Annotated in this window: 12 protein-coding genes; 5 read left to right on the forward strand and 7 right to left on the reverse strand. The window is 71.9% G+C overall.

Going from position 1 to position 17,794, the window contains the following annotated elements; translation table 11 throughout:
• Positions 1-138: 138 nt before the first annotated feature.
• The 4 genes from G4D85_RS29355 to G4D85_RS29370 form a co-directional block, all read right to left on the reverse strand.
• Positions 139-1,701, reverse strand: coding sequence for a peptide MFS transporter (locus G4D85_RS29355; RefSeq protein WP_164017320.1), 1,563 nt, complete (start codon positions 1,699-1,701; stop codon positions 139-141).
• Positions 1,702-1,883: 182 nt separating this feature from the next.
• The gene (locus tag G4D85_RS29360; protein WP_164017321.1) at positions 1,884-4,769 is read right to left on the reverse strand and encodes an ATP-binding protein; all 2,886 of its coding nucleotides are present in this window, start codon (positions 4,767-4,769) and stop codon (positions 1,884-1,886) included.
• Positions 4,766-5,554: a methyltransferase domain-containing protein gene (locus G4D85_RS29365; RefSeq protein WP_164017322.1), complete on the reverse strand. Its 789-nt coding sequence runs from the start codon at positions 5,552-5,554 to the stop codon at positions 4,766-4,768. Before G4D85_RS29365 ends, G4D85_RS29360 begins: the two co-directional genes overlap by 4 nt.
• Entirely contained in the window at positions 5,551-7,962 is a 2,412-nt protein-coding gene (locus G4D85_RS29370; protein ID WP_164017323.1) for a response regulator, read from the reverse strand. The genes G4D85_RS29365 and G4D85_RS29370 overlap by 4 nt, the downstream gene beginning before the upstream one ends.
• Before the next feature lie 353 nt (positions 7,963-8,315).
• Between G4D85_RS29370 and nadA the strand changes: the two genes are divergently transcribed.
• The 3 genes from nadA to G4D85_RS29385 all read left to right on the forward strand — a co-directional run bounded on the left by nadA (position 8,316) and on the right by G4D85_RS29385 (position 10,798).
• Entirely contained in the window at positions 8,316-9,248 is a 933-nt protein-coding gene (nadA, locus tag G4D85_RS29375) for a quinolinate synthase NadA (RefSeq protein WP_164017324.1), read from the forward strand.
• Positions 9,249-9,328: 80 nt separating this feature from the next.
• Positions 9,329-9,928, forward strand: coding sequence for a zinc ribbon domain-containing protein (locus tag G4D85_RS29380; protein ID WP_164017325.1), 600 nt, complete (start codon positions 9,329-9,331; stop codon positions 9,926-9,928).
• A gap of 57 nt (positions 9,929-9,985) precedes the next feature.
• The gene (locus tag G4D85_RS29385) at positions 9,986-10,798 is read left to right on the forward strand and encodes a class I SAM-dependent methyltransferase (RefSeq protein ID WP_205525763.1); all 813 of its coding nucleotides are present in this window, start codon (positions 9,986-9,988) and stop codon (positions 10,796-10,798) included.
• Here the strand turns inward: G4D85_RS29385 and G4D85_RS29390 are convergent.
• Positions 10,791-11,222 (reverse strand): metallothionein, encoded by a 432-nt coding sequence (locus tag G4D85_RS29390; protein WP_164017326.1) that lies wholly within the window; start codon positions 11,220-11,222, stop codon positions 10,791-10,793. The two genes, G4D85_RS29385 and G4D85_RS29390, sit on opposite strands and share 8 nt — an antisense overlap.
• A gap of 176 nt (positions 11,223-11,398) precedes the next feature.
• On the opposite strand from G4D85_RS29390, the gene G4D85_RS29395 reads away from it, so the two are divergent.
• Complete coding sequence (locus G4D85_RS29395; RefSeq protein WP_205525764.1) at positions 11,399-12,964, forward strand: hypothetical protein; 1,566 nt, start codon at positions 11,399-11,401, stop codon at positions 12,962-12,964.
• Between the two features lie 77 nt (positions 12,965-13,041).
• Positions 13,042-14,265: a hypothetical protein gene (locus G4D85_RS29400; RefSeq protein ID WP_164017327.1), complete on the forward strand. Its 1,224-nt coding sequence runs from the start codon at positions 13,042-13,044 to the stop codon at positions 14,263-14,265.
• Positions 14,266-14,289: 24 nt separating this feature from the next.
• Here the strand turns inward: G4D85_RS29400 and G4D85_RS29405 are convergent, their stop codons facing one another.
• The gene (locus G4D85_RS29405) at positions 14,290-15,036 is read right to left on the reverse strand and encodes a hypothetical protein (RefSeq protein WP_164017328.1); all 747 of its coding nucleotides are present in this window, start codon (positions 15,034-15,036) and stop codon (positions 14,290-14,292) included.
• A gap of 219 nt (positions 15,037-15,255) precedes the next feature.
• Positions 15,256-17,745 carry a serine/threonine-protein kinase gene (locus tag G4D85_RS29410; protein ID WP_164017329.1) on the reverse strand — a complete coding sequence of 830 codons (2,490 nt, stop codon included), beginning with the start codon at positions 17,743-17,745 and terminating at the stop codon, positions 15,256-15,258.
• Positions 17,746-17,794: the final 49 nt, after the last annotated feature.

Genomic DNA, 17,794 nt, shown 5'->3' on the forward strand with positions numbered 1-17,794 from the left:
AGCGGTGAGCAACCGGGAACGGTGGAGGCAGCCGCGAGGGTGGAAGAAAGAAAGACGCCGGCGACCCTCGCGGGCACGCCGGCGTCTTCGTCACAACGGCGTCCCGGAGTCAGCTCGGGACGCACCGGGGGGCGGGGCTCAGGCCGCCGCCACCGAGCCGCCCTGCGTGGCGGAGGCCGGCGCGGCGGGCTTCACCTCGTCCGTGCCGTGCATCAGCGCCTTCACCTTGCCGCTGAGGACCCAGAGCAGGCCGCCGCCCAGCACGCCCACCGCGACGAGCGAGAGGAAGATGCTGCCCTCACCCATCTGCTCGCTGTAGCCGCCCACCACGCCGGACAGCTTGTTGGCCGCGGCGTTGGCGAGGAACCACACGCCCATCATCGCGCTCACCATCCGCATCGGGGCGACCTTGGTCACCATGGACAGGCCCACCGGCGACAGGCACAGCTCGCCCACGGTGTGGAAGAGGTAGGCCATGATGACCCACCAGGCGGCCGCCTTGCCCATGGTGGCGCTCTCACGCGAGGCGCCCACCATGAAGAGGAAGCCCACGCCCATGAAGATGAGGCCGAACGCCATCTTCACCGCCACGTTCGGGTCCTTGCCCCGCGCGGCCAGCCGGCTCCAGAGCGCGGCGAAGACGGGGGCGAGCAGCACGATGAACGCGGAGTTGAAGTTCTGGAACCAGGTGGTGGGGACCTGCCAGCCGAACAGGCCGCGGTCCACCTTCTGGTCCGTGTAGAGGTTCATCAGGCCGCCGGCCTGCTCGAAGCCCATCCAGAAGAGGACGACGAAGATGGCGATGATGAAGATGGAGATGACGCGGTCCTTCTCCTGCTTCGTGAGCGCGCCCGCCTCCACCTGGGCCTGGGACTGCCCCTTCGCCAGCGCGTTGTTGCCCGCCCAGGCGACGCCCGCGAACACCAGGCCCGCGATGACGAAGCGCAGGAAGGACTGCTCGACGAGGGCCGGCACCTGCTTGAGGCCGTAGAAGACCACCACCGCGCCGGCGGTGGCGACCGCGTACATGCCCACCCGCTTCCACGCCTCGAGGCGCTCGGCGGCCGTCTTCTCGGGGCTCAGGCCCACCTGGCCGAGCAGGCCGCGGCTCAGCCCGAGGAAGGTGATGAGACCCAGGAGCATGCCCACGCCGGCGGCGCCGAAGCCCCAGTGCCAGCCGACCTTCTCGCCCAGGGTGCCGCAGATGAAGTTGCCGAGCACCGCGCCCAGGTTGATGCCCATGTAGAAGATGGTGAAGGCGCCGTCGCGGCGGCCGTCACCGGGCGCGTACAGCCCGCCCACCATGGTGGAGATGTTGGGCTTGAAGAAGCCGTTGCCGCAGATGAGGAAGCCGAGCCCCGCGTAGAAGATGCTCTCCCCGGGTAGCGCCAGTAACAGGTGGCCAATCATCATCAGCGTGCCGCCGAACACCACCGCCTTGCGCTGGCCGATGATGTTGTCGGCGATGTAGCCGCCGGCAATGGGCGTCAGGTACACGAGGCCCGTGTACGTGCCGTAGAGCGCGAGCGCATCCGCGGTGGACCAGCCCCAGCCGCCAACCTTGTCGGTGAGGAAGAGCACCAGCAGGCCACGCATGCCGTAGTACGACATGCGCTCCCACATCTCGGTGAAGAACAGGAGGTAGAGCCCGCGCGGGTGGCCCTTGGGCGCCTCCGCGAGCCCTGCAGCGTTTGCGTGCATGCGCTGATTTCCTTGGGGGGACGGGTGTAACGGAAAAGGAGCGTGACTGTAGCAGACACGCCGGCCATGCCCAGGAGGACACCTGGGCACATCCAGAATTCCCTACCCGGTGAATGGGCCGCCCCACCGCGGGTGCGGGCAGGCGGCCCGGGCCCGGCGCAGGCGAGCCGGCGGGCGCGAGGCTAGGCGGAGGACGCCCCGGACAGCGGGGCCAGCGGAGGACGCAGGGGCAGCCGCACCTCCACCTTCGTCCCCTCCCCTGGCGTGCTGCTGAGGGAGACCTGGCCGCCATGCCGCATGATGATGCGGCGGCTGAGAGCCAGTCCCAGCCCGGTGCCCTCGCCCGCGGCACGGGTGGAGAAGAAGGGCTGGAACAGCCGCTCCATGTCCTCCTGGCGGATGCCCACGCCGTTGTCGCTGATGGTGACCACGGCGTCGTCGCCCTGACGCGACGTGGCAACCTCCACCCGACCCCGCTCGCCCACCGCGCGGAGGGCATTGTCCAGCAGGTTGAGCCACACCTGGTTGAGGGTGCCCGGGTCGCCCATCACCGGCTCGTGGCACTGGTAGGCGCGCTCCACCGTGACGCCGGAGGGCACGCGCCAGGCGAGCACGCTCAGCGTGGAGTCGAGCGAGGACGTCAACGAGAGAGCCAGCGGCGTGTCGCTCGTGCGGGTGAAGGACAGCAGGGACTCGGCCAGGTGGCGGATGCGCTGGCCGCACTCCTCCACCACGTCCAGCATCGTCCGGCTCATCTCCAGGTCCGAGGGCCCGCCCCCGAGCGCGCTCTTGAGCGGCCCCAGCGCGTTCATCAGCCCGTTGAGCGGGTTGCGCACCTCGTGCGCGAAGCCGGAGGTGAGCAGGCCGATGGCCGCCAGTCGCTCGTTCTCCGCGGCACGCACCGCGGCCTCCCGCAGGCGCAATTGGGTTTCGATGCGGGCCAGCAGCTCGCGCGGGCTGAAGGGCTTGCCCAGGTAGTCGTTGGCGCCCGTGCCCAGGCCCTCCACCTTGGCCGACACCTCCTGCCTCGCGGTGAGGAGGATGACGGGGATGTCCACCGTGCGCGCGTCGTTGCGCAGCGCCGTCAGCATCTGCAGGCCGGACATGATGGGCATCATCACGTCGGACACGATGAGGTCCGGCCGCTCGGTCCGCGCGCGCTGCAGCCCCTCCTCGCCGTTGACGGACTCCAGCACCCGGTAGTGCTGCGCCAGCAGGCCGGCGATGAAGCCGCGAATCTCCGCGTCGTCCTCCACCACCAGCACGCGGGGCGACTCCAGCCCCGGCCCGACATGGTCCTTCGCGGGCGCGGACGTCGAGCCCGAGCCGGGCAGGCCGGCCGTGTCCAGCGTGGGGAAGGAGCCGGAGGTGCGCCGCTCCCGCCGCACCGGCGAGTCCGCCCGGCGACGCTCGCGCAGGTCCTCGCGGATGTGGGCCGTCCCCTTGGGCAGCCGCACGTGGAAGGTGGACCCCTTGCCCAGCTCGCTCGTCACGGAGATGCCGCCGGAGTGCAGCTCCAGCGTCTCCTTCACCAGGGCCAGGCCGATGCCGGTGCCGCCGAAGCGCCGGGTGCCGCTGTTGTCCGCCTGGGCGAAGCGGTCGAAGATGACGGGGATGTCCTGCGGGGAGATGCCCGGGCCGGTGTCCTCCACCTCCACGTGCACGTCCGTGGCGTCCTCGCGCAGGCGGACCGTCACCCCGCCCTGCTGGGTGAACTTGAGCGCGTTGGACAGCAGGTTCTGGAAGACGATGTCGATGCGCTCGTGGTCCACCTGGACGGGCGTCACCGAGCCGCCCTCCAGCCGCAGCCACAGGCGCTGCCGGTCCGCCATGGCCTGGAAGGGCGGCAGCACCGAGCTCAGGAAGCCGTTCAGCTCCAGCGGCTGGTAGCGCAGCCGGGCCTTGCCCGACTCGAGCTGGGCCAGGTCCAGCAGGTTGTTGATGAGCCGCAAGAGCCGCTGGGCGCTGCGGTCCATGGTGACCAGGTGATGCCGCACCGCCGGAGGCAGCGAGTCCTCGTGCCGGCGCTCCAGCGACTCGAGCGTCAGCAGCATGAGCGTCAGCGGCGTGCGCAGCTCATGGCTGACGTTGTCGAAGAACTCGCTCTTGAGCCTGTCCAGCTCCTGCTGCCGGGCGAGCGAAGCCTCCAGCTTGGAGTTGGCCTCGGACAGCGCCTGGGTGCGCTCCGCCACCCGGTCTTCCAGGGCCACGTTGGTGCGGAAGATCTCCTCGTTGCGCCGCTGCAGGTCCTCGAGGGAGGTGCGCAGGCCATGGTGCTGCTCGGACAGCTGCGCGTCCTTGCGGCGCAGCGCCGTGCGCGTGTCCAGCCAGGTGCCCAGCGCGATGCCCGCCACGCCCAGCGAGAACACCGCGAACACCGAGGACGCGAGGTCCAGCGTCCCGGACACCAGCCCCGCCAGCATGCCCATCATCCCGCCCGCGACGCTGCGCCAGGCCAGGGGCGGCAGGTTCTGCCAGTGGCACTCGTACTCGCAGCAGGGCGCACCCTGCACCTGGCACTGCACCTCCGTGACTTCGGCGAGGGGCAGGTTCCAGACGGTGGGAAAGGCCGACAGGTTGGCCTGGCGCGTCCGGCAGAGGTTGCGGTTCCGCTCGCGAATCTTGCTGATGTACTGCACCTTCACCCACGAGTCGGTGAGCTGCAGGATGTGGAAGCCACCCACGCGGTTGTAGGTGTGGTCCAGCTCCAGCCCGCGCTGGTAGACGCTGCGGGGCGTGGCCAGCGCCTTCATCATGTAGAAGAGGAAGCCCACGGCCTCCGGGCTGGCGATGCGGCGGCCCGCCTTGGTGATGAAGTCCGGGTCCCCCGAGTCCCGGTCGAGCGCCTCGAAGAGGCGCTCGGTGAAGTCCAGGGACACGAAGTTGGTCAGCGTCTCCACGTACTCCAGCGACAGCGGCAGCCCCTCGGCCTGCCAGACCTGGAGCAGCCGCTCACGCCCGTACGTGCGCTCGTAGTGCAGCAGCAGGGCACGAAACGTCCTGACGCTGATCTCTGGCGTGTCGGGGGCTGGCGGTGCCGCCGCCACGTCTGCAGAGACAACCGTCAATGCTTCACTCCTTCCGTCGTCAACACTATCGCATACTTGAGGGTGTCGGGGTCATCCAGGAGGGCCAGGAAGCGCTGGCAGAAGGCGTCGTAGGGCGCGACGCCACCGAAGGCCCGCTCCGCCAGGGGGCGCAAGGTGCGGAAGCGGATGACCCAGTCCTCATGCAGCCGCGAGTCCACCGCGCCCGCGGCCACGTAGAAGGGCGAGACGTGGACCCGCACGTCCGCCAGCCCCACGCGCCGGAAGAGGTGGAACATCTTCCGGCCTGCGTGCACGTCGAAGCGGGCCTCGCGCAGGGCCTGGAGCAGCTTCTGGCTCTCCTGCTGGAGGTCCTCCGGAAAGGGCCAGTTCCACAGCCCCACCCCGTCGATGTCGGCCACCACCACCCGGCCTCCGGGGCGGGCCACCCGCACCAGCTCCTCCAGCGCGGACTGGGGCTCGCCCAGGTACTCGAAGACGTACTGACACCAGACGTAGTCGAAGGTGTCCGCCTGCAGTGGAAGCGTCGGCAGTGCCGCCTGGAGCAGCTCCACGTTGGGGCGGTCCGCCAGCAGCGCGCGCGCCGCCGCCAGGTGCTCGGCGATGGGCTCCACGGCCACCACCCGCCCGCGGGGGCCCACCACGTCCAGCATCTCCGCGGTGATGATGCCCGGGCCGCAGCCCGCGTCGAGCGCCACCTGGCCGGGCCCCAGGCCCGTCAGCCGCAGCCGGTCCGCATAGGAGTTGGCACTCGCCTGGGCCCTGAGTCGGCGAACCTCCTCGTCCGACTCCATCAGGTAGGTCATGCCGCGATGTCCTTGTCGTCCGGCTTGGTGCCTCCGCGGGTGTGGGCGGCCAGTCGCTCGAAGACGGCGAGCAGGTAGGCGTTCCAGTCACGCACCAGCTGGCGGTGGGCGGTGAACTCCATCACCTTGCCGAGGTTGTGGAAGCCCAGCCCTTCCAGCGAGGGCAGGTCGGCGTCCGTGGCCAGGCACTCGGCGGTGGGACGTCCGCGCCGCGCCGCGTCCCCCACCGCGTGCTTCACCAAGGCGTGGCGCACCGCGTCCGCCTCCCGGGCGTCCTGCTCCACCATGACGAGCGAGAAGGCGTTGTACCACTCGGCCCAGAAGAGCCCGGGCGAGGAGTCCTCCATGAGGACGAAGCCCTTGGGCCCGTCGCGGCCCTCCACCATGGCGATGGAGCGGGCGCGCCGCAGCCCCACATCCGTGTAGCGCCCCCCGAGCGTGCCCAGCGACATCTCCCCCTCGACCAGGTCGGAGCTGCGCAGGCGCACCACGTCCTGCGTCTCGCGCAGGTGTTGCTCCAGCCACCGCAGGTCGGACGTGCTCGCCACGCGCACGCGCAAATCCTCGCGCGCCGGGGGCAGCGCGGCATCCACCGGCAGGCGGCAGGGGGTGAAGGCGTGCAGGCAGCTCAGCCCCGGGCGCTCCAGGCGGCTGGCGATGGCGCCATAGATGCGCGACGTCCACCGGTTGCGGCAGCGCCAGAGGGCCCGCAGGTACTCCACGTCCTCCAGGCTCTCCGCGTAGTCGGCCGCCAGGGCCACCAGCTCCTGGGAGATGGACTCGTGGCGGTGGTAGCCCGGCCGCACCACCAGGTGCTGGGACAGCCAGGTGCGCGAGTAGATGCGCAGGCCGGAGATGTGGCCGTAGAGGCGGCCCTCGCGCTGGTAGACGATGGTCTTGGACAGGCCATGCGTGCCGTTGCCGAGGGTGCGGTGGCCCGCCAGCAGCGCTTCGTGGGGAGGCCCGTCATGGTACGGGTAGTCCGGGAAGCGCACCTCCGCCGCGCGGAACAGGTCCCAGATGTCGGAGAAGGCCAGCTCCGAGCCGTCGCGCGCGTCCGAGCAGCGCGCGGTGATGAACGCGTCCAGGACGGCGGTGCGTGCCTCGGGGGCCAGCTCGAGGATGCGCACCCCGCAGCGGCGAGGGCGCATCATGCTGCCGCCCTCGTCCATGGCGGTGAGGAGCCCGGTGTCCTGCACCTGGGCGCGGCACCGGGAGCGCGTGCCATCCGGCAGGTGCAGGGTCACCTCGTCCAGCACCAGTCCGGGCGGGAAGACCTCGTGGGTGCCATCGAAGGGGAAGGCGAAGCCGCCGGTGTGCAGGTCCAGGAGCGGGCGGTAGAGCAGCTCCCCGGTGAAGGGCGAGGCGAACGACACGGCGAACGGCCGCTCCGCGGTGGAGCGGAAGCGCAGGCTGTTGCGCCGGTGGTGCAGGCTGAGCGAGCGCGGCAGGGCAATCTCGAGCCCGTTCTCCTCCACGGCCATCACGGCCGTGGTGCCCACGTGGCACACACCACCGAAGTCCAGGCACAGCTGCACCAGGTCACCGGGGTGGAACAGCGCGCCGGGCCGCGACTGCTCGCGCAGCATCAACCGGGAGGCCTCGGGGTGCACCTCCGCGGTGGCGAAGTCCACCAGCCGGTTGCCCTCGTGCGTGCGCAGCCCGAAGCCCACCCCCGCGCGCACCGCGCGGCGCAGCAGCCCGCGAATGCGCACCGCGTCCTGCAGCAGCGGCGCGGGGCTGGAGCGGGAGTGCTCCACGGGGCGCTCCAGGGACACGCCCAGGTGGAAGCCGCCGTCCTGCCCGCGCACGGGCCTCACCATGCGCACCGTGGCATGGCCGGCGCGCAGCACCAGGGCGCTGCCACGCATCACCTGGAGCCCCTCCAAGACTGTCCCCGGCGTCAGCCGCTCGATGCGCACACTGGGCTGCAGCCGCAGCCCCAACCCGCCCGTCCCCACGTCCAGCAGCTCCGCGCGGAAGGCGGTGCCGTCCGCCACGAAGCGCGCCTCCAGGGAGCCCCGCGGCACCTGGCGCTCGGACTCGCGCAGCTCCAGCAGGTCCAGCACCGAGCGGCGCAGCCCCGGGCCGGGCGCGTCATCCAGCGTGAAGAACATGTGGCCCGCGGCCGCCACGTCCACCAGGTTGTGATGGGTGCGGGGGCTGTCTCGCGGACACAGCACCGCGCGGATGGCCCGAGGCGCGTAGCGCTCCAGATCCTTCAGCAGCCGGGGAAAGGGCTCCGGGTGGGTGAGAACCAGCGCGGGGGGGGCCCGTGCCAGGAATTCGACCGCCTCCTGGCGGTTGGTGGCTTCGAAGACCTCGTAGCCTGCCAGCACGGACCGAAGCTGCGTACGACACTCCGCATCCGGGTGCACGACCAGCACTGCGCGCGTCGTCACGGTCATATGTCCTCCTCCACCGGGCGTCAGACCTGATTCCGGAAGCGAACCCCGGCAGGTCTGGAGATGTGGATTGTCGTGCTGGCCCCCGTCAGTGCTCCGACGGCGCCCGTCTCACATTCCCCATGCTCCGAAAGCCCCTGGTCGCAGAGGCCGAAACCCATGCATAGCGTTCGGTGCAGGCGGGCATCTTAACGAACCTCGCAGGGAAGATCGTGCCCAGCATGAGGACAGGGCAGATGTTCGTTAGGGCCCGGCAGCCTGGGTCCCGGCCGCCCGGCCGTCAGCCAGTGGGGTAAACCGCACCCTGGCCGATCCCCGCGGACCCGGTTAAATGTCGGCTCCAAGAAGGAGGTGCCATGGGCACCGAGGTGGACTACGGGCGGCAAATCCAGGAGTTCAAGCGTTCGATGAACGCGGTCATCCTGGCGCATTACTACCAGGAGAGCGAGGTCCAGGACCTGGCGGACTTCGTGGGGGACAGCCTGGCGCTGGCGCAGGCGGCGGCGACGACGAAGGCGGACGTCATCGTCTTCTGCGGCGTGCACTTCATGGCGGAGACGGCGAAAATCCTCAACCCGACGCGTCAGGTGCTGCTGCCGGACCTGAAGGCGGGCTGCTCGCTGTCGGACCGGTGCCCACCGGGGGCCTTCAAGGCCTTCAAGGACAAGCACCCCGGGGCCTTCGTGGTGAGCTACGTGAACAGCTCCGCCGCGGTGAAGGCGATGAGCGACGTCATCTGCACGTCCTCCAATGCGGTGAAAATCGTGAACCAGGTGCCGAAAGACAGGCAGGTGCTCTTCGCGCCGGACCAGCACCTGGGCCGCTACGTGATGAAGCAGACCGGTCGCGACATGGTGCTGTGGCCGGGCAGCTGCATCGTCCACGAAATCTTCAGCGAGAAGAAGCTGGTGCAGCTGAAGGTGGAGCACCCGGAGGCGGAGGTGGTGGCCCATCCGGAGTGCGAGGCGGCGGTGCTGCGGCACGCGGACTTCATCGGCTCCACCAAGGGGCTGCTGGACCACGTGCTGAAGAGCCCGAAGGAGAAGTTCATCGTGGTGACGGAGGCGGGCATCCTCCACCAGATGAAGAAGGGGGCGCCGCACAAGACGTTCATCCCCGCGCCTCCGGACAACGGCTGCGCGTGCAACGAGTGCCCGTACATGCGGCTGAACACGCTGGAGAAGCTCTGGCGCTGCATGAAGGACCGCTCACCGGAGCTGGTGATGCCGGTGGACCTGAGGGAAGCCGCCCGGGCGCCGCTGCAGCGGATGCTGGAGTGGTCACAGTAGGGGCAGGCGGGAAATCGCAGCAGCGGACATTTGCCAACTCGCGTCTTGCGCCAGAACGGGCGGGGTGCAATGGAGCAGCCGTGGCCTTCCGATTCCTCGCAGTCCCCGGGCATCGACTGGTGAACTACCCCCAGTCCCTGCCGGACGATGAGCGCCTCGAGCCGGAGTTGCCTCCGGTGCACGAGGCCGTGGAGCGCGCCCTGACGGGCGCCGAGTTCCGCGATGTGCGCGCACGAGACAGGATGCGCGCCCTGTTGCAGGGGGACCGTCCCCCCACTCTGGGCGCCCCCGAGGCGGGCTTCGGCCCGTGCGCCATCTTCGCCCAGCCGCCCCAGGACCTGCCGGCGCTGCTGCGCCTGGCGGACGAGCTGGAGAACCTCGCGAAGCGCGAGGCCGGCGAGCGCGCCCTGGTGTGGAAGTGCGGCGAGTGCGGGGCCCGCTACGCGGTGCCGGTGGCGCTGGTGCGCCAGGTGTCCATCCGCTGCGAGCGGTGCGGCAACCCGGTGGAGCTCACGTCCCCGCGCAGCCTGGGCGAGGAGGCGCTCATCGACCCCTTCCTGGGCGCGGTGAACCACAGCCGGCGCGAGCTGGCGGCCTTCTTCCGAGAGGCCATGGCCCGAGGCTGGCCGGTGCTGGTGGCCGAGGACCGGCGCGTGCCCCGCACGCCCCCCTCGGCCTGAGAGCGTCCCTGAAAGCGGTTCTCGTGTGGGGCCGGGGGCAGTAGCCTTGCCGGCTCCATGCGGCGCGCGCTCGTTCCCCTCCTGAGGTGTCCCCGGTGCCGGCGTGGCGGCCTCCAGCCGGAGGCGGACGCCGCGGTGCTGCTCTTCGGCCCGTTGCGCTGCGGCGAGTGCCGCGCCACCTACCCCGTGGCCGAGGGTGTGGCGGACCTGGTGGCGGAGCACCACGCGTCCGGCACGGTGCAGCGCGGCCTGGAGCAGCGCTGGGTGGCGCGCTCCTATGAGCGCTACGTGCGCCCCGCCCTCGAGCGAGCCCTCACCCGCCAGTCGCTGGACCGCGACAGCGAGTACCTCCTCTACCGGAGCCTGCTGGGCCGCCCGGAGGCGCCGGTGCTGGACGTGGGCTGCGGCACCGGGCTGCTGGCGCGGCGGCTGGCGCGAGAGGCGGCCTTCCCGGCCGTGGCCGCCCTGGACGTGTCCCGCGCCATGCTGGAGGAGGGCGTGGCCCAGGCGCGCGAGGCCGGGGCGACGGTGGACTTCCTGCGCGCGGAGGCACCCTACCTACCCTTCCAGGACGGCGCGCTCGGCGCGGTGCTGATGGCCGGCTCGCTGCACTTCGTGGCCGACCTGGGCCGGATGATGTTGGAGGTGGCGCGCGTGCTGCGCCCCGGTGGCCGCTGGGTGGCCAGCACCTACGTGCCCCCGGGAGCGCCCACGGCGCTGCTGCACCGGAAGCTGGGACTGCACCCGCGCGGCGAGGCCGAGTTGCGCCGGGAGGCCGCGGCGGTGGGGCTGGTGCGCTTCGAGCGCATGGCCCTGCCCCCGCTGCTGGTGCTCAAGGCGGAGAAGGGCTCCGCCGAGACAGTCAGATGAAGATGCCGGCGGAGGCGTCGTAGCGCGCCTCCTGGAGCTTCAATTCGGCGGGACGGCCGCGCAGCGCGTCCATCACCTGCCGCTTGGGCTTCTGGCACTTGGAGCAGTCGCACGAGCCCTTCTTGCAGGTGCAGTCCGCCTTGCTGCCGCACTGACACTTGCCGGCGATGAGCGAGTCCAGCGCATCCAGCGGACGCTCCACCTCGCCGCGCGCGCCCTTCGCGTCCACCGCGCCGGCCTGGTTCGCCTTGACGGTGTCCGTCGGCTTCGCGTCGGCCTTGCCCGGCTCCGCCTGGCTCGCCTCGGCCTTCTTCGCCTCCGCGGCGGCCCGTGCATGGGCCTCGCAGGCCTGCGCCGAGCCCGGTGCCAGCAGCAGCCCTCCGGCCATCAGCCCCGCGGCCACCAGCGTCGCGATGCGCGTCATGTCCGTTCTCCTCCGGGATACCGCCACGGCACCCACTCTCGCCGTGCGCCTATACCGCAGCCCCCGCCCCCTGCCAAGGACGAAGGCCGTACCTTTGCCTACCCCCGACACCTGGCTGCCTGCTGCCACCGGTTGCTCGCCGGGGCGGGAGGTGGCGCGTACAGTCCGCGCCCTCCGTGACGAACCGACCCGACCGACTCGTCTACGCCGTCGCGCTGGTGCTGGGCGCGCTGCCCCTGTGGGTGTCGCGCCACCTGCCCATGGCGGACCTGCCGCAGCACCTGTACCTCATCTCCGTCCTGCACCGGCTGGATGACCCCACCACGCTGTACCCGCAGCTGTTCGCCGCGCGGCACGCACTGACGCCGTACCTGGGCTACTACTACCTCGTCAGCGCGCTCAACTGGCTGCTCCCCCTGGAGGCCGCCAACCGCGTCTTCCTCACCGCCTACGTGGTGGGACTGCCGCTGGGGCTGGGCTTCCTGCTGCGGAGCCTGGGCCGGCCCGCGTGGCCCTCGCTGCTGGCGCTGCCCTTCGCGTACGGCGACAGCTTCGGCTGGGGCTTCGTCAACTACTGCGCGGCGCTGCCGCTGACGCTGCTGTGCTGCGGCCTCTTCGTGCGCGCGCTGGAGGACGTGCCCCGCCGCCGTGCCTGGGCCGGCGGGCTGGCGCTGTGCCTCGTCGCGGTGCTGCTCTTCCACGTGCAGGCCTTCGGCTTCCTCGCCTTCGGGCTGCCGTGGCTGCTGCTCACCAGCGCGGTGCCGGAGGACGCCACCGCGAAGGGGCTCGTGGCGAGGCTGCGGCCCCGCGTGCCGGCGCTGCTGGGCGTGGTGCCCGGCGTGGCGCTCTTCCTGGGCTGGGTGGTGCTGCGCTTCGGCGAGCCGCCGGACATCCAGCCCGGGGTGCCGTGGAAGGCGTGGGGGCCCACCTTCTCCCCCCAGAATCTGGCCTGGAAGAGCTTCGAGCAGAACCGGGCCGAGTTCCTCGACGTGCTCGCCAACACCTTCCGGGACGGCTCGGACCGGTGGGCGCTGTACGCCGTGGGCGCGGTGGCGCTGGCCGCGTGGGTGGCCGGCCTGGTGCGACCGCAACGCCCGGCGACGCGGGGGCCGGTGGCCGGCGCGCGGCTGCTGGGGCTGGGCCTGCTGGCGCTGGCGCTCTACTTCCTGCTGCCCTTCGACATCCGCGGCTACGTCTACTACCTCAACACGCGCTACGCGCACCTGGCCGCGGCGCTGCTGGTGGCCACCGCGCCCGCCACCGTCGTGGAGTGGCGGCGCCCCCTGCGACTGGCCGCCCTCGCGTGCGCGCTGGTGCTGGCCTTCGTCATGGCGCGCGGCTACCGCGCCTTCTCGCGCGAGGCCGGGGAGTGGGAGCCGCTGGTGGCCGCCACCGCGCCGAGGCCTCGCGTCATGGGGCTCATCTTCGACAGCAGCTCGCGCGTGGTGCGCTTCCCCGTGTTCCTCCATGGCGCGGCCGTGCTGGCCCGCGCGCGCGGCGGCGTGCCCAACTTCACCTTCGCGTCCACGCCGCACTCGCCGCTGCGCTACCCGGGAGAGGTGCCCCCCACCTTCCCCTCCGAGTGGCATCCGCAACAGATGGACTACGCCACGCAGGGCGTCTGGTACGACCACTTCCTGGTGCGCGGCGTCCACCCCTCGCAAGTGTTCGGCGAGCGGCTCCAGTCGGAGCTGGTGGTGGTGGCGCAGTCCGGCCGGAGCTGGCTGGTGCGCCGCCGCTGAGCGAGTGTGGGCCAGTGGGCGCATGCCCCCCACGGCCCGTGCCCCGCCGTGCGCCGTGCGCGGTAGAAGGCGCGGGCATGAGCCCCACCGAACCCCGCCCCCTGCTGGACGCGCTGCGCGCCGGAACTCCGCTGCCCGCCTTTCCCGCCGACGCGGTGGAGGCCGCACGTGCGCTCGCGCGGGACGTGGGCGCGGCCACGCCCGCCGCCGTGGAGCCCCTGCCGGACGCCCTCGCCGCCGCCGTGCTGGAGGCGGCCGTGCTGGAGGGCCTGCCCGCCCTGCCCGAGGCCCTGTCCGATTCCAGGGTGAAGCCCCTGGCCAAGGCCGCGAAGAAGGCGCTGTACCGGCTGCGCTCGCGCGGCGTCGCCGTGGCCGTGGCCCCCCGCCCCAGCACGCCCGAGCCCTCGCACGCCGCCGCGCCCGTACCGGAAGCCCTGCCCGCCATGGCGTCCACCCTCTCCAGCGCGGGCGAGCGGGCGGTCGTCATGGCCCGTGCGCTGCGAGGTGGCGGCGTGGAGATGGTGCAGGCGCTCATCTCCGACGTGGAGGGCGTGGTGGAGCTGCGCGTGGGGGACACGAGCCGGGGCGGCTGGAGGAAGCTCCTCAGGGAAGCGCTGGAGCAGGGCGGCACGGTGGAGCTGCCCCAGCACGAGGCCGCCGCCCTGCTGGCCGAGGCCGCCGGCACCAACCTCCGCGCCCGCACGCCCTTCCCGCCCGGCCTGGACGTCGCGCTGCGCCACTTCGGCGTGCAGCCGGTGGAGCCGCCCCCCCTGCCCCCACCCGAGCCCGAGGACGCGCGCCGCGCACTGGAGGGCGACCTGCTCCACGAGACGCGGGAGCTGGCCACATGGGTGCCCCCGGAGCCCGAGGTGAAGCGGCTGCTGGAGAAGATGGACGAGGTGATGCACAGCCCGCTGGCGCTCAGCGACGTGCAGCGCCAGGAGCAGCTCCTGGCGGCGGTGCGCTCGGTGGCGCGCGACTTCTTCGCGTCCGAGGGCCGTCAGCGCTACGCCCTGCGGCTGTGGCGGATGGCGGACTACTTCGAGCGCACCGCCCGCCCCCGTGAGGCCGAGCTGGCGCGAGCCGAGGCCCGCCGCCTCTACCACGGCGCCGGGGAGCCCCTGTCCCGCTTCGCCGAGCGGCTCTTCGAGAAGGTGCTCGCCCTCGTGGCCGCCGCGGGTGCTCGGGCCGAGGCCCAGGGGGCAGAGGCGACGGCGGCCCCCGGTGCTTCCACGGCCCCCGCGGCCACGGCCGCCCCTTCGCAGGAGCGGCGCAGCCCCGGTGGCCTCATCCTCCCCTGAGGCCAGGGGAGGACGCCCGCCCGCTCACACCGAGGCGATGCGGGCGCGCAGCAACAGGTCCAGGTTCTCCCGCTCCCAGGCCTGGGCGCGCGAGTAGTCGTGGAAGCGCTTCTCGTGCTCCATCAGCTCGGGCGGGTGGATGCAGCGCCGCCCATCGTCGCCCCGCCGCGTCCGGTACACGTGGTGGAGCATCTCGTGGAAGACAATCCACTCCACGAAGTAGCGCGGCACCACCGGCTGGTCCAACGCCGGGTGGATGCGGATGACCTTCGAGTCCGCCGAGTACGAGCCCATCTTGATGCTCTTGCGAGGCCCCCTCACCCGTGGCGCCGGGCCGTAGGTAATCGCCGCGTCGATGCGGCTGTCGAAGTAGCGCTCGTTGAGCCGGGCGAAGATGCGCTCCAGGTCGTGGTGCTGGCCCTCCGGCTCCAGGCGGATGCGCTTGCGCATCTGCGCCGGAGACAACCGGCGGATGTAGGCGCGGTTGCGTTCGATGTAGCGGTCCAGCAGCACGCTGGCGTCCGGGTCACCCCTGCGCACGAAGCTGGCGAGCGCCTGCACCACGTCATCCGGCGCGGCGAGGAACATGTGGTGCAGCCGCAGCCGCCACATCGCTCGCTGGCGTTGGAACGTGAGCATGGTGTGCGTGTTGTCGTGGATCTCCAACGCCACCTTCGCGCGCAACCTCGTGCGGAGGCGGCGCTCGAGCACGCGTCTCCACACCTTGAGGAGCCTGTTGGGCTCCGGTGCGACGGGAAGCTGCCGGGCCACCCGGCCGGCCGTGTAACTCCTCTTCGTGACTACGCTTTTCTGACTCTTCGGGCGCGCCATAAGGGTCACGGATTCTACGGACCCCTCTGACATGTGTAAACGCGCTCAGGAAGATGAAAACCTAGGAATTCCAACGACTTAATGGCACTCAAGCCCACCCGGGCCCACTTGTCCGCCCCGGGGGCAGGATGCCGCATACGGGCCAAGTGCCCGACACGACTAGCGCCGTCCCTTGCACGGGAGCTGGAAGACCAGCGGCCCCTCGCTCGCCGGCTCTACAGGGTAGGTTTTTGTACCCTTGGGGGTCCGACGTCCCGGGCAGTCGTATCGGACCCGGACCCGGCCGGGCGGCAGGGAGATGACCCTGTTGATGGGCAGCTTCTCGCCCCCCTCCTGCCACAGCAGGGTGCGGGCCGGTGCCTCGAAGCGGACCTCCACCAGCACGGGCTCCGGCGTGCCCGCGTCGGCGACTTCCGGCTCCGGCGTCGCGCCTTCTTCCGGCGCCTCCGGACCCGCGGGCACTGCGGGCTCGACGGGCTCGCTCCCCGCGTCCGGAGCCAGCGCCACCACGGCCGCCTCGGGGGCGACTGGCACGGGCGTGTCCACGGCGGGCGGCGAGCCCGCGGGCCGGGGCGTCTCGGGCGCCGGCTTCGGGGGCTCGTTGAGGACGGTGGCGGAGAGGTCTCGAGGTGCCGCGGACGCCGGGGTGCGCAGGGCCCAGACGACACCGGCGCCGAGCGTCAGCAGCAGCGCGCCGCCGCTCGCCACCAGCAGCGCCACCGGAAAGCGGCGCCGGGGGAGGCTGGCGTGCGTGTTCGCGTACGCCTCGCCGTCGGTATCGCTCAAGTAGCCGTCGTAGCCCGCGGTGGACTCGTCGTCGTCCGGGTCCGGCCGCAGCGTGGGCGTCGGGTCGGTGTGCTCCACCGTGGACATGCCCGAGTCGGTGGGGAAGTAGTCGTCCTCCTCGTCCGGCGCGGCCAGGCGCGAGGCCGGCAGCAGGGGGCGGGACACGGCCCGCTGGTTCACCGTCGCCGGCGTAATCGACACGGACCGCGACGCCTCCTCGTCCTCGTCCACGGGCGGGGGACGGCGCGGCGGCGCGGGCGGCGTGACGGAGACGGACTGCGAGGCCTCCTCGTCCGGGCGCGGCGTGCGGCGCGGCGGCACGGAGGCGGGCGCCGGCGGCGGCGAGACGCGGCGCGAGCGCGGCGGCTCGGAGATGTTGGAGGGGCGCGGTGGCGGAGGGGGCTCGGAGTGCGGGCCGGAGCGGCGCACGGGGGCCTGCGGCACCGGCGGCGCGGAGGGCGGGCGCGGGCGCTCGTCGCGAAGGCGGCTCCGCTGCGGCACGGTGTGCTCGGCGTCGTCCGTCTCCAGCTCCGCCGCCACCAGGGCCGCCATCTGCATGCCGGTGGGCGTGGTGTTGATGGCGGTGGACACGTCCGAGTCCACCTCGTCGTCCTCGTCCCGGACGCCGGTGGGCAAGTCGCGCGGGCGCGCCATCTGCGTGGCGGGCTCGGGCTCGTCGGAGTAGGCGGGCACCGCCAGCGCCTCGGCGGAGGTGCGCCGCGGCGTGGGCCGGGCGGTGAGGCCCGGGGTGAGCTGCGCGGCCGACACCGGGGGCTCGGACGCGGGCGTGGTGGAGGACAGCGTGGGGGCGGTGGACTCCAGCACGGAGGGACGCTGCGGCGGCGCGGCCTCCACCGGCACCCGCGCGCCCGGCAGCGGCAACGTGGCCTCCCGCCGCCCCGGCCCCCGGGCCACGGGGATGTGGAGGATGGTGCGCTCCTCCTCCGCGCCCAGCAGCCGGGCGGTGTAGTCCGCCACGTCCAGGCTCTGCCGCAGCGCGCCCGACTCCAGGAAGGACTCCAGCTCCGCGCGCACCGCCGAGGCCCGCTGGTAGCGCTGGTTCCGGTCCTTCGTCAGGCACCGCATGATGATGCGCGACAGCTGCTCCGGGTAGTCGTCGCGCAGCAGGTGCGGCGGGGACGGGTCCTCGTAGCGGATGGCGTAGAGGATGCCCTCGGTGGTGGGCTTGGCGAAGGGCTGCCGGCCGGTGGTGATTTCGTACAGCATGGTGCCCAGCGCGAAGATGTCCGCGCGGTGGTCCAACCGCTCCTGCGACACCTGCTCCGGCGCCAGGTAGAGGAACTTGCCCTTGATGACGCCCGGCTTGCTGCGCTCCATGAACGCGCCGGCCTTGGCGATGCCGAAGTCGACGAGCTTGATGCGCCCGTCGTAGCCAATCATCACGTTCTGCGGGCTGACGTCCCGGTGGATCAGCTCCAGCGGGCGCCCGTCCACGCCCCGGCTGTGGTGCGCGTAGTCCAGCCCCGCCGCCACCTGTGCGCAGATGCGCGCCGCCACGCCGTAGGGCACCGTGGCGCCGTACTTGGCCTCCTCGGACACCACGCGCCGCAGGTCCACGCCCTCCACGTACTCCATGGCGATGAAGATGTTGTCCCCCTCCTTCCCCAGCTCGTGCGTCTGCACGATGTTGGGGTGGTGGAGCTGCGCGGCGATGCGCGCCTCGTCCAGGAACATCTGGACGAACTCCGGCTCCTCCGACAGGTACGGGAGGATCCGCTTCAGGACCACCAGCTCCGGCTCGGGCGGACGCTGCGCCAGGAACAGCTCCGCCATGCCTCCCACGGCGAGCCGCTTGATCAGCAGGTAGTTTCCGAACGGGATGGCCGTCTGGGGCGAGCTCACGGAAGGGGAAAGCCGTCTGTCTGGAGGTGGATGGGGCTAACTTTTCCTG

This window comes from Pyxidicoccus trucidator, assembly GCF_010894435.1.
Lineage (GTDB): Bacteria > Myxococcota > Myxococcia > Myxococcales > Myxococcaceae > Myxococcus > Myxococcus trucidator.

Bases quoted from the DNA above. Each gene is read 5' to 3' on its own strand.
- G4D85_RS29355 (WP_164017320.1), bottom strand. From the start codon at position 1,701: ATGCACGCAAACGCTGCAGGGCTCGCGGAGGCGCCCAAGGGCCACCCG.
- G4D85_RS29365 (WP_164017322.1), bottom strand. From the start codon at position 5,554: ATGACCTACCTGATGGAGTCGGACGAGGAGGTTCGCCGACTCAGGGCC.
- G4D85_RS29370 (WP_164017323.1), bottom strand. From the start codon at position 7,962: ATGACCGTGACGACGCGCGCAGTGCTGGTCGTGCACCCGGATGCGGAG.
- nadA (WP_164017324.1), top strand. From the start codon at position 8,316: ATGGGCACCGAGGTGGACTACGGGCGGCAAATCCAGGAGTTCAAGCGT.
- G4D85_RS29385 (WP_205525763.1), top strand. From the start codon at position 9,986: ATGCGGCGCGCGCTCGTTCCCCTCCTGAGGTGTCCCCGGTGCCGGCGT.
- G4D85_RS29390 (WP_164017326.1), bottom strand. From the start codon at position 11,222: ATGACGCGCATCGCGACGCTGGTGGCCGCGGGGCTGATGGCCGGAGGG.
- G4D85_RS29400 (WP_164017327.1), top strand. From the start codon at position 13,042: ATGAGCCCCACCGAACCCCGCCCCCTGCTGGACGCGCTGCGCGCCGGA.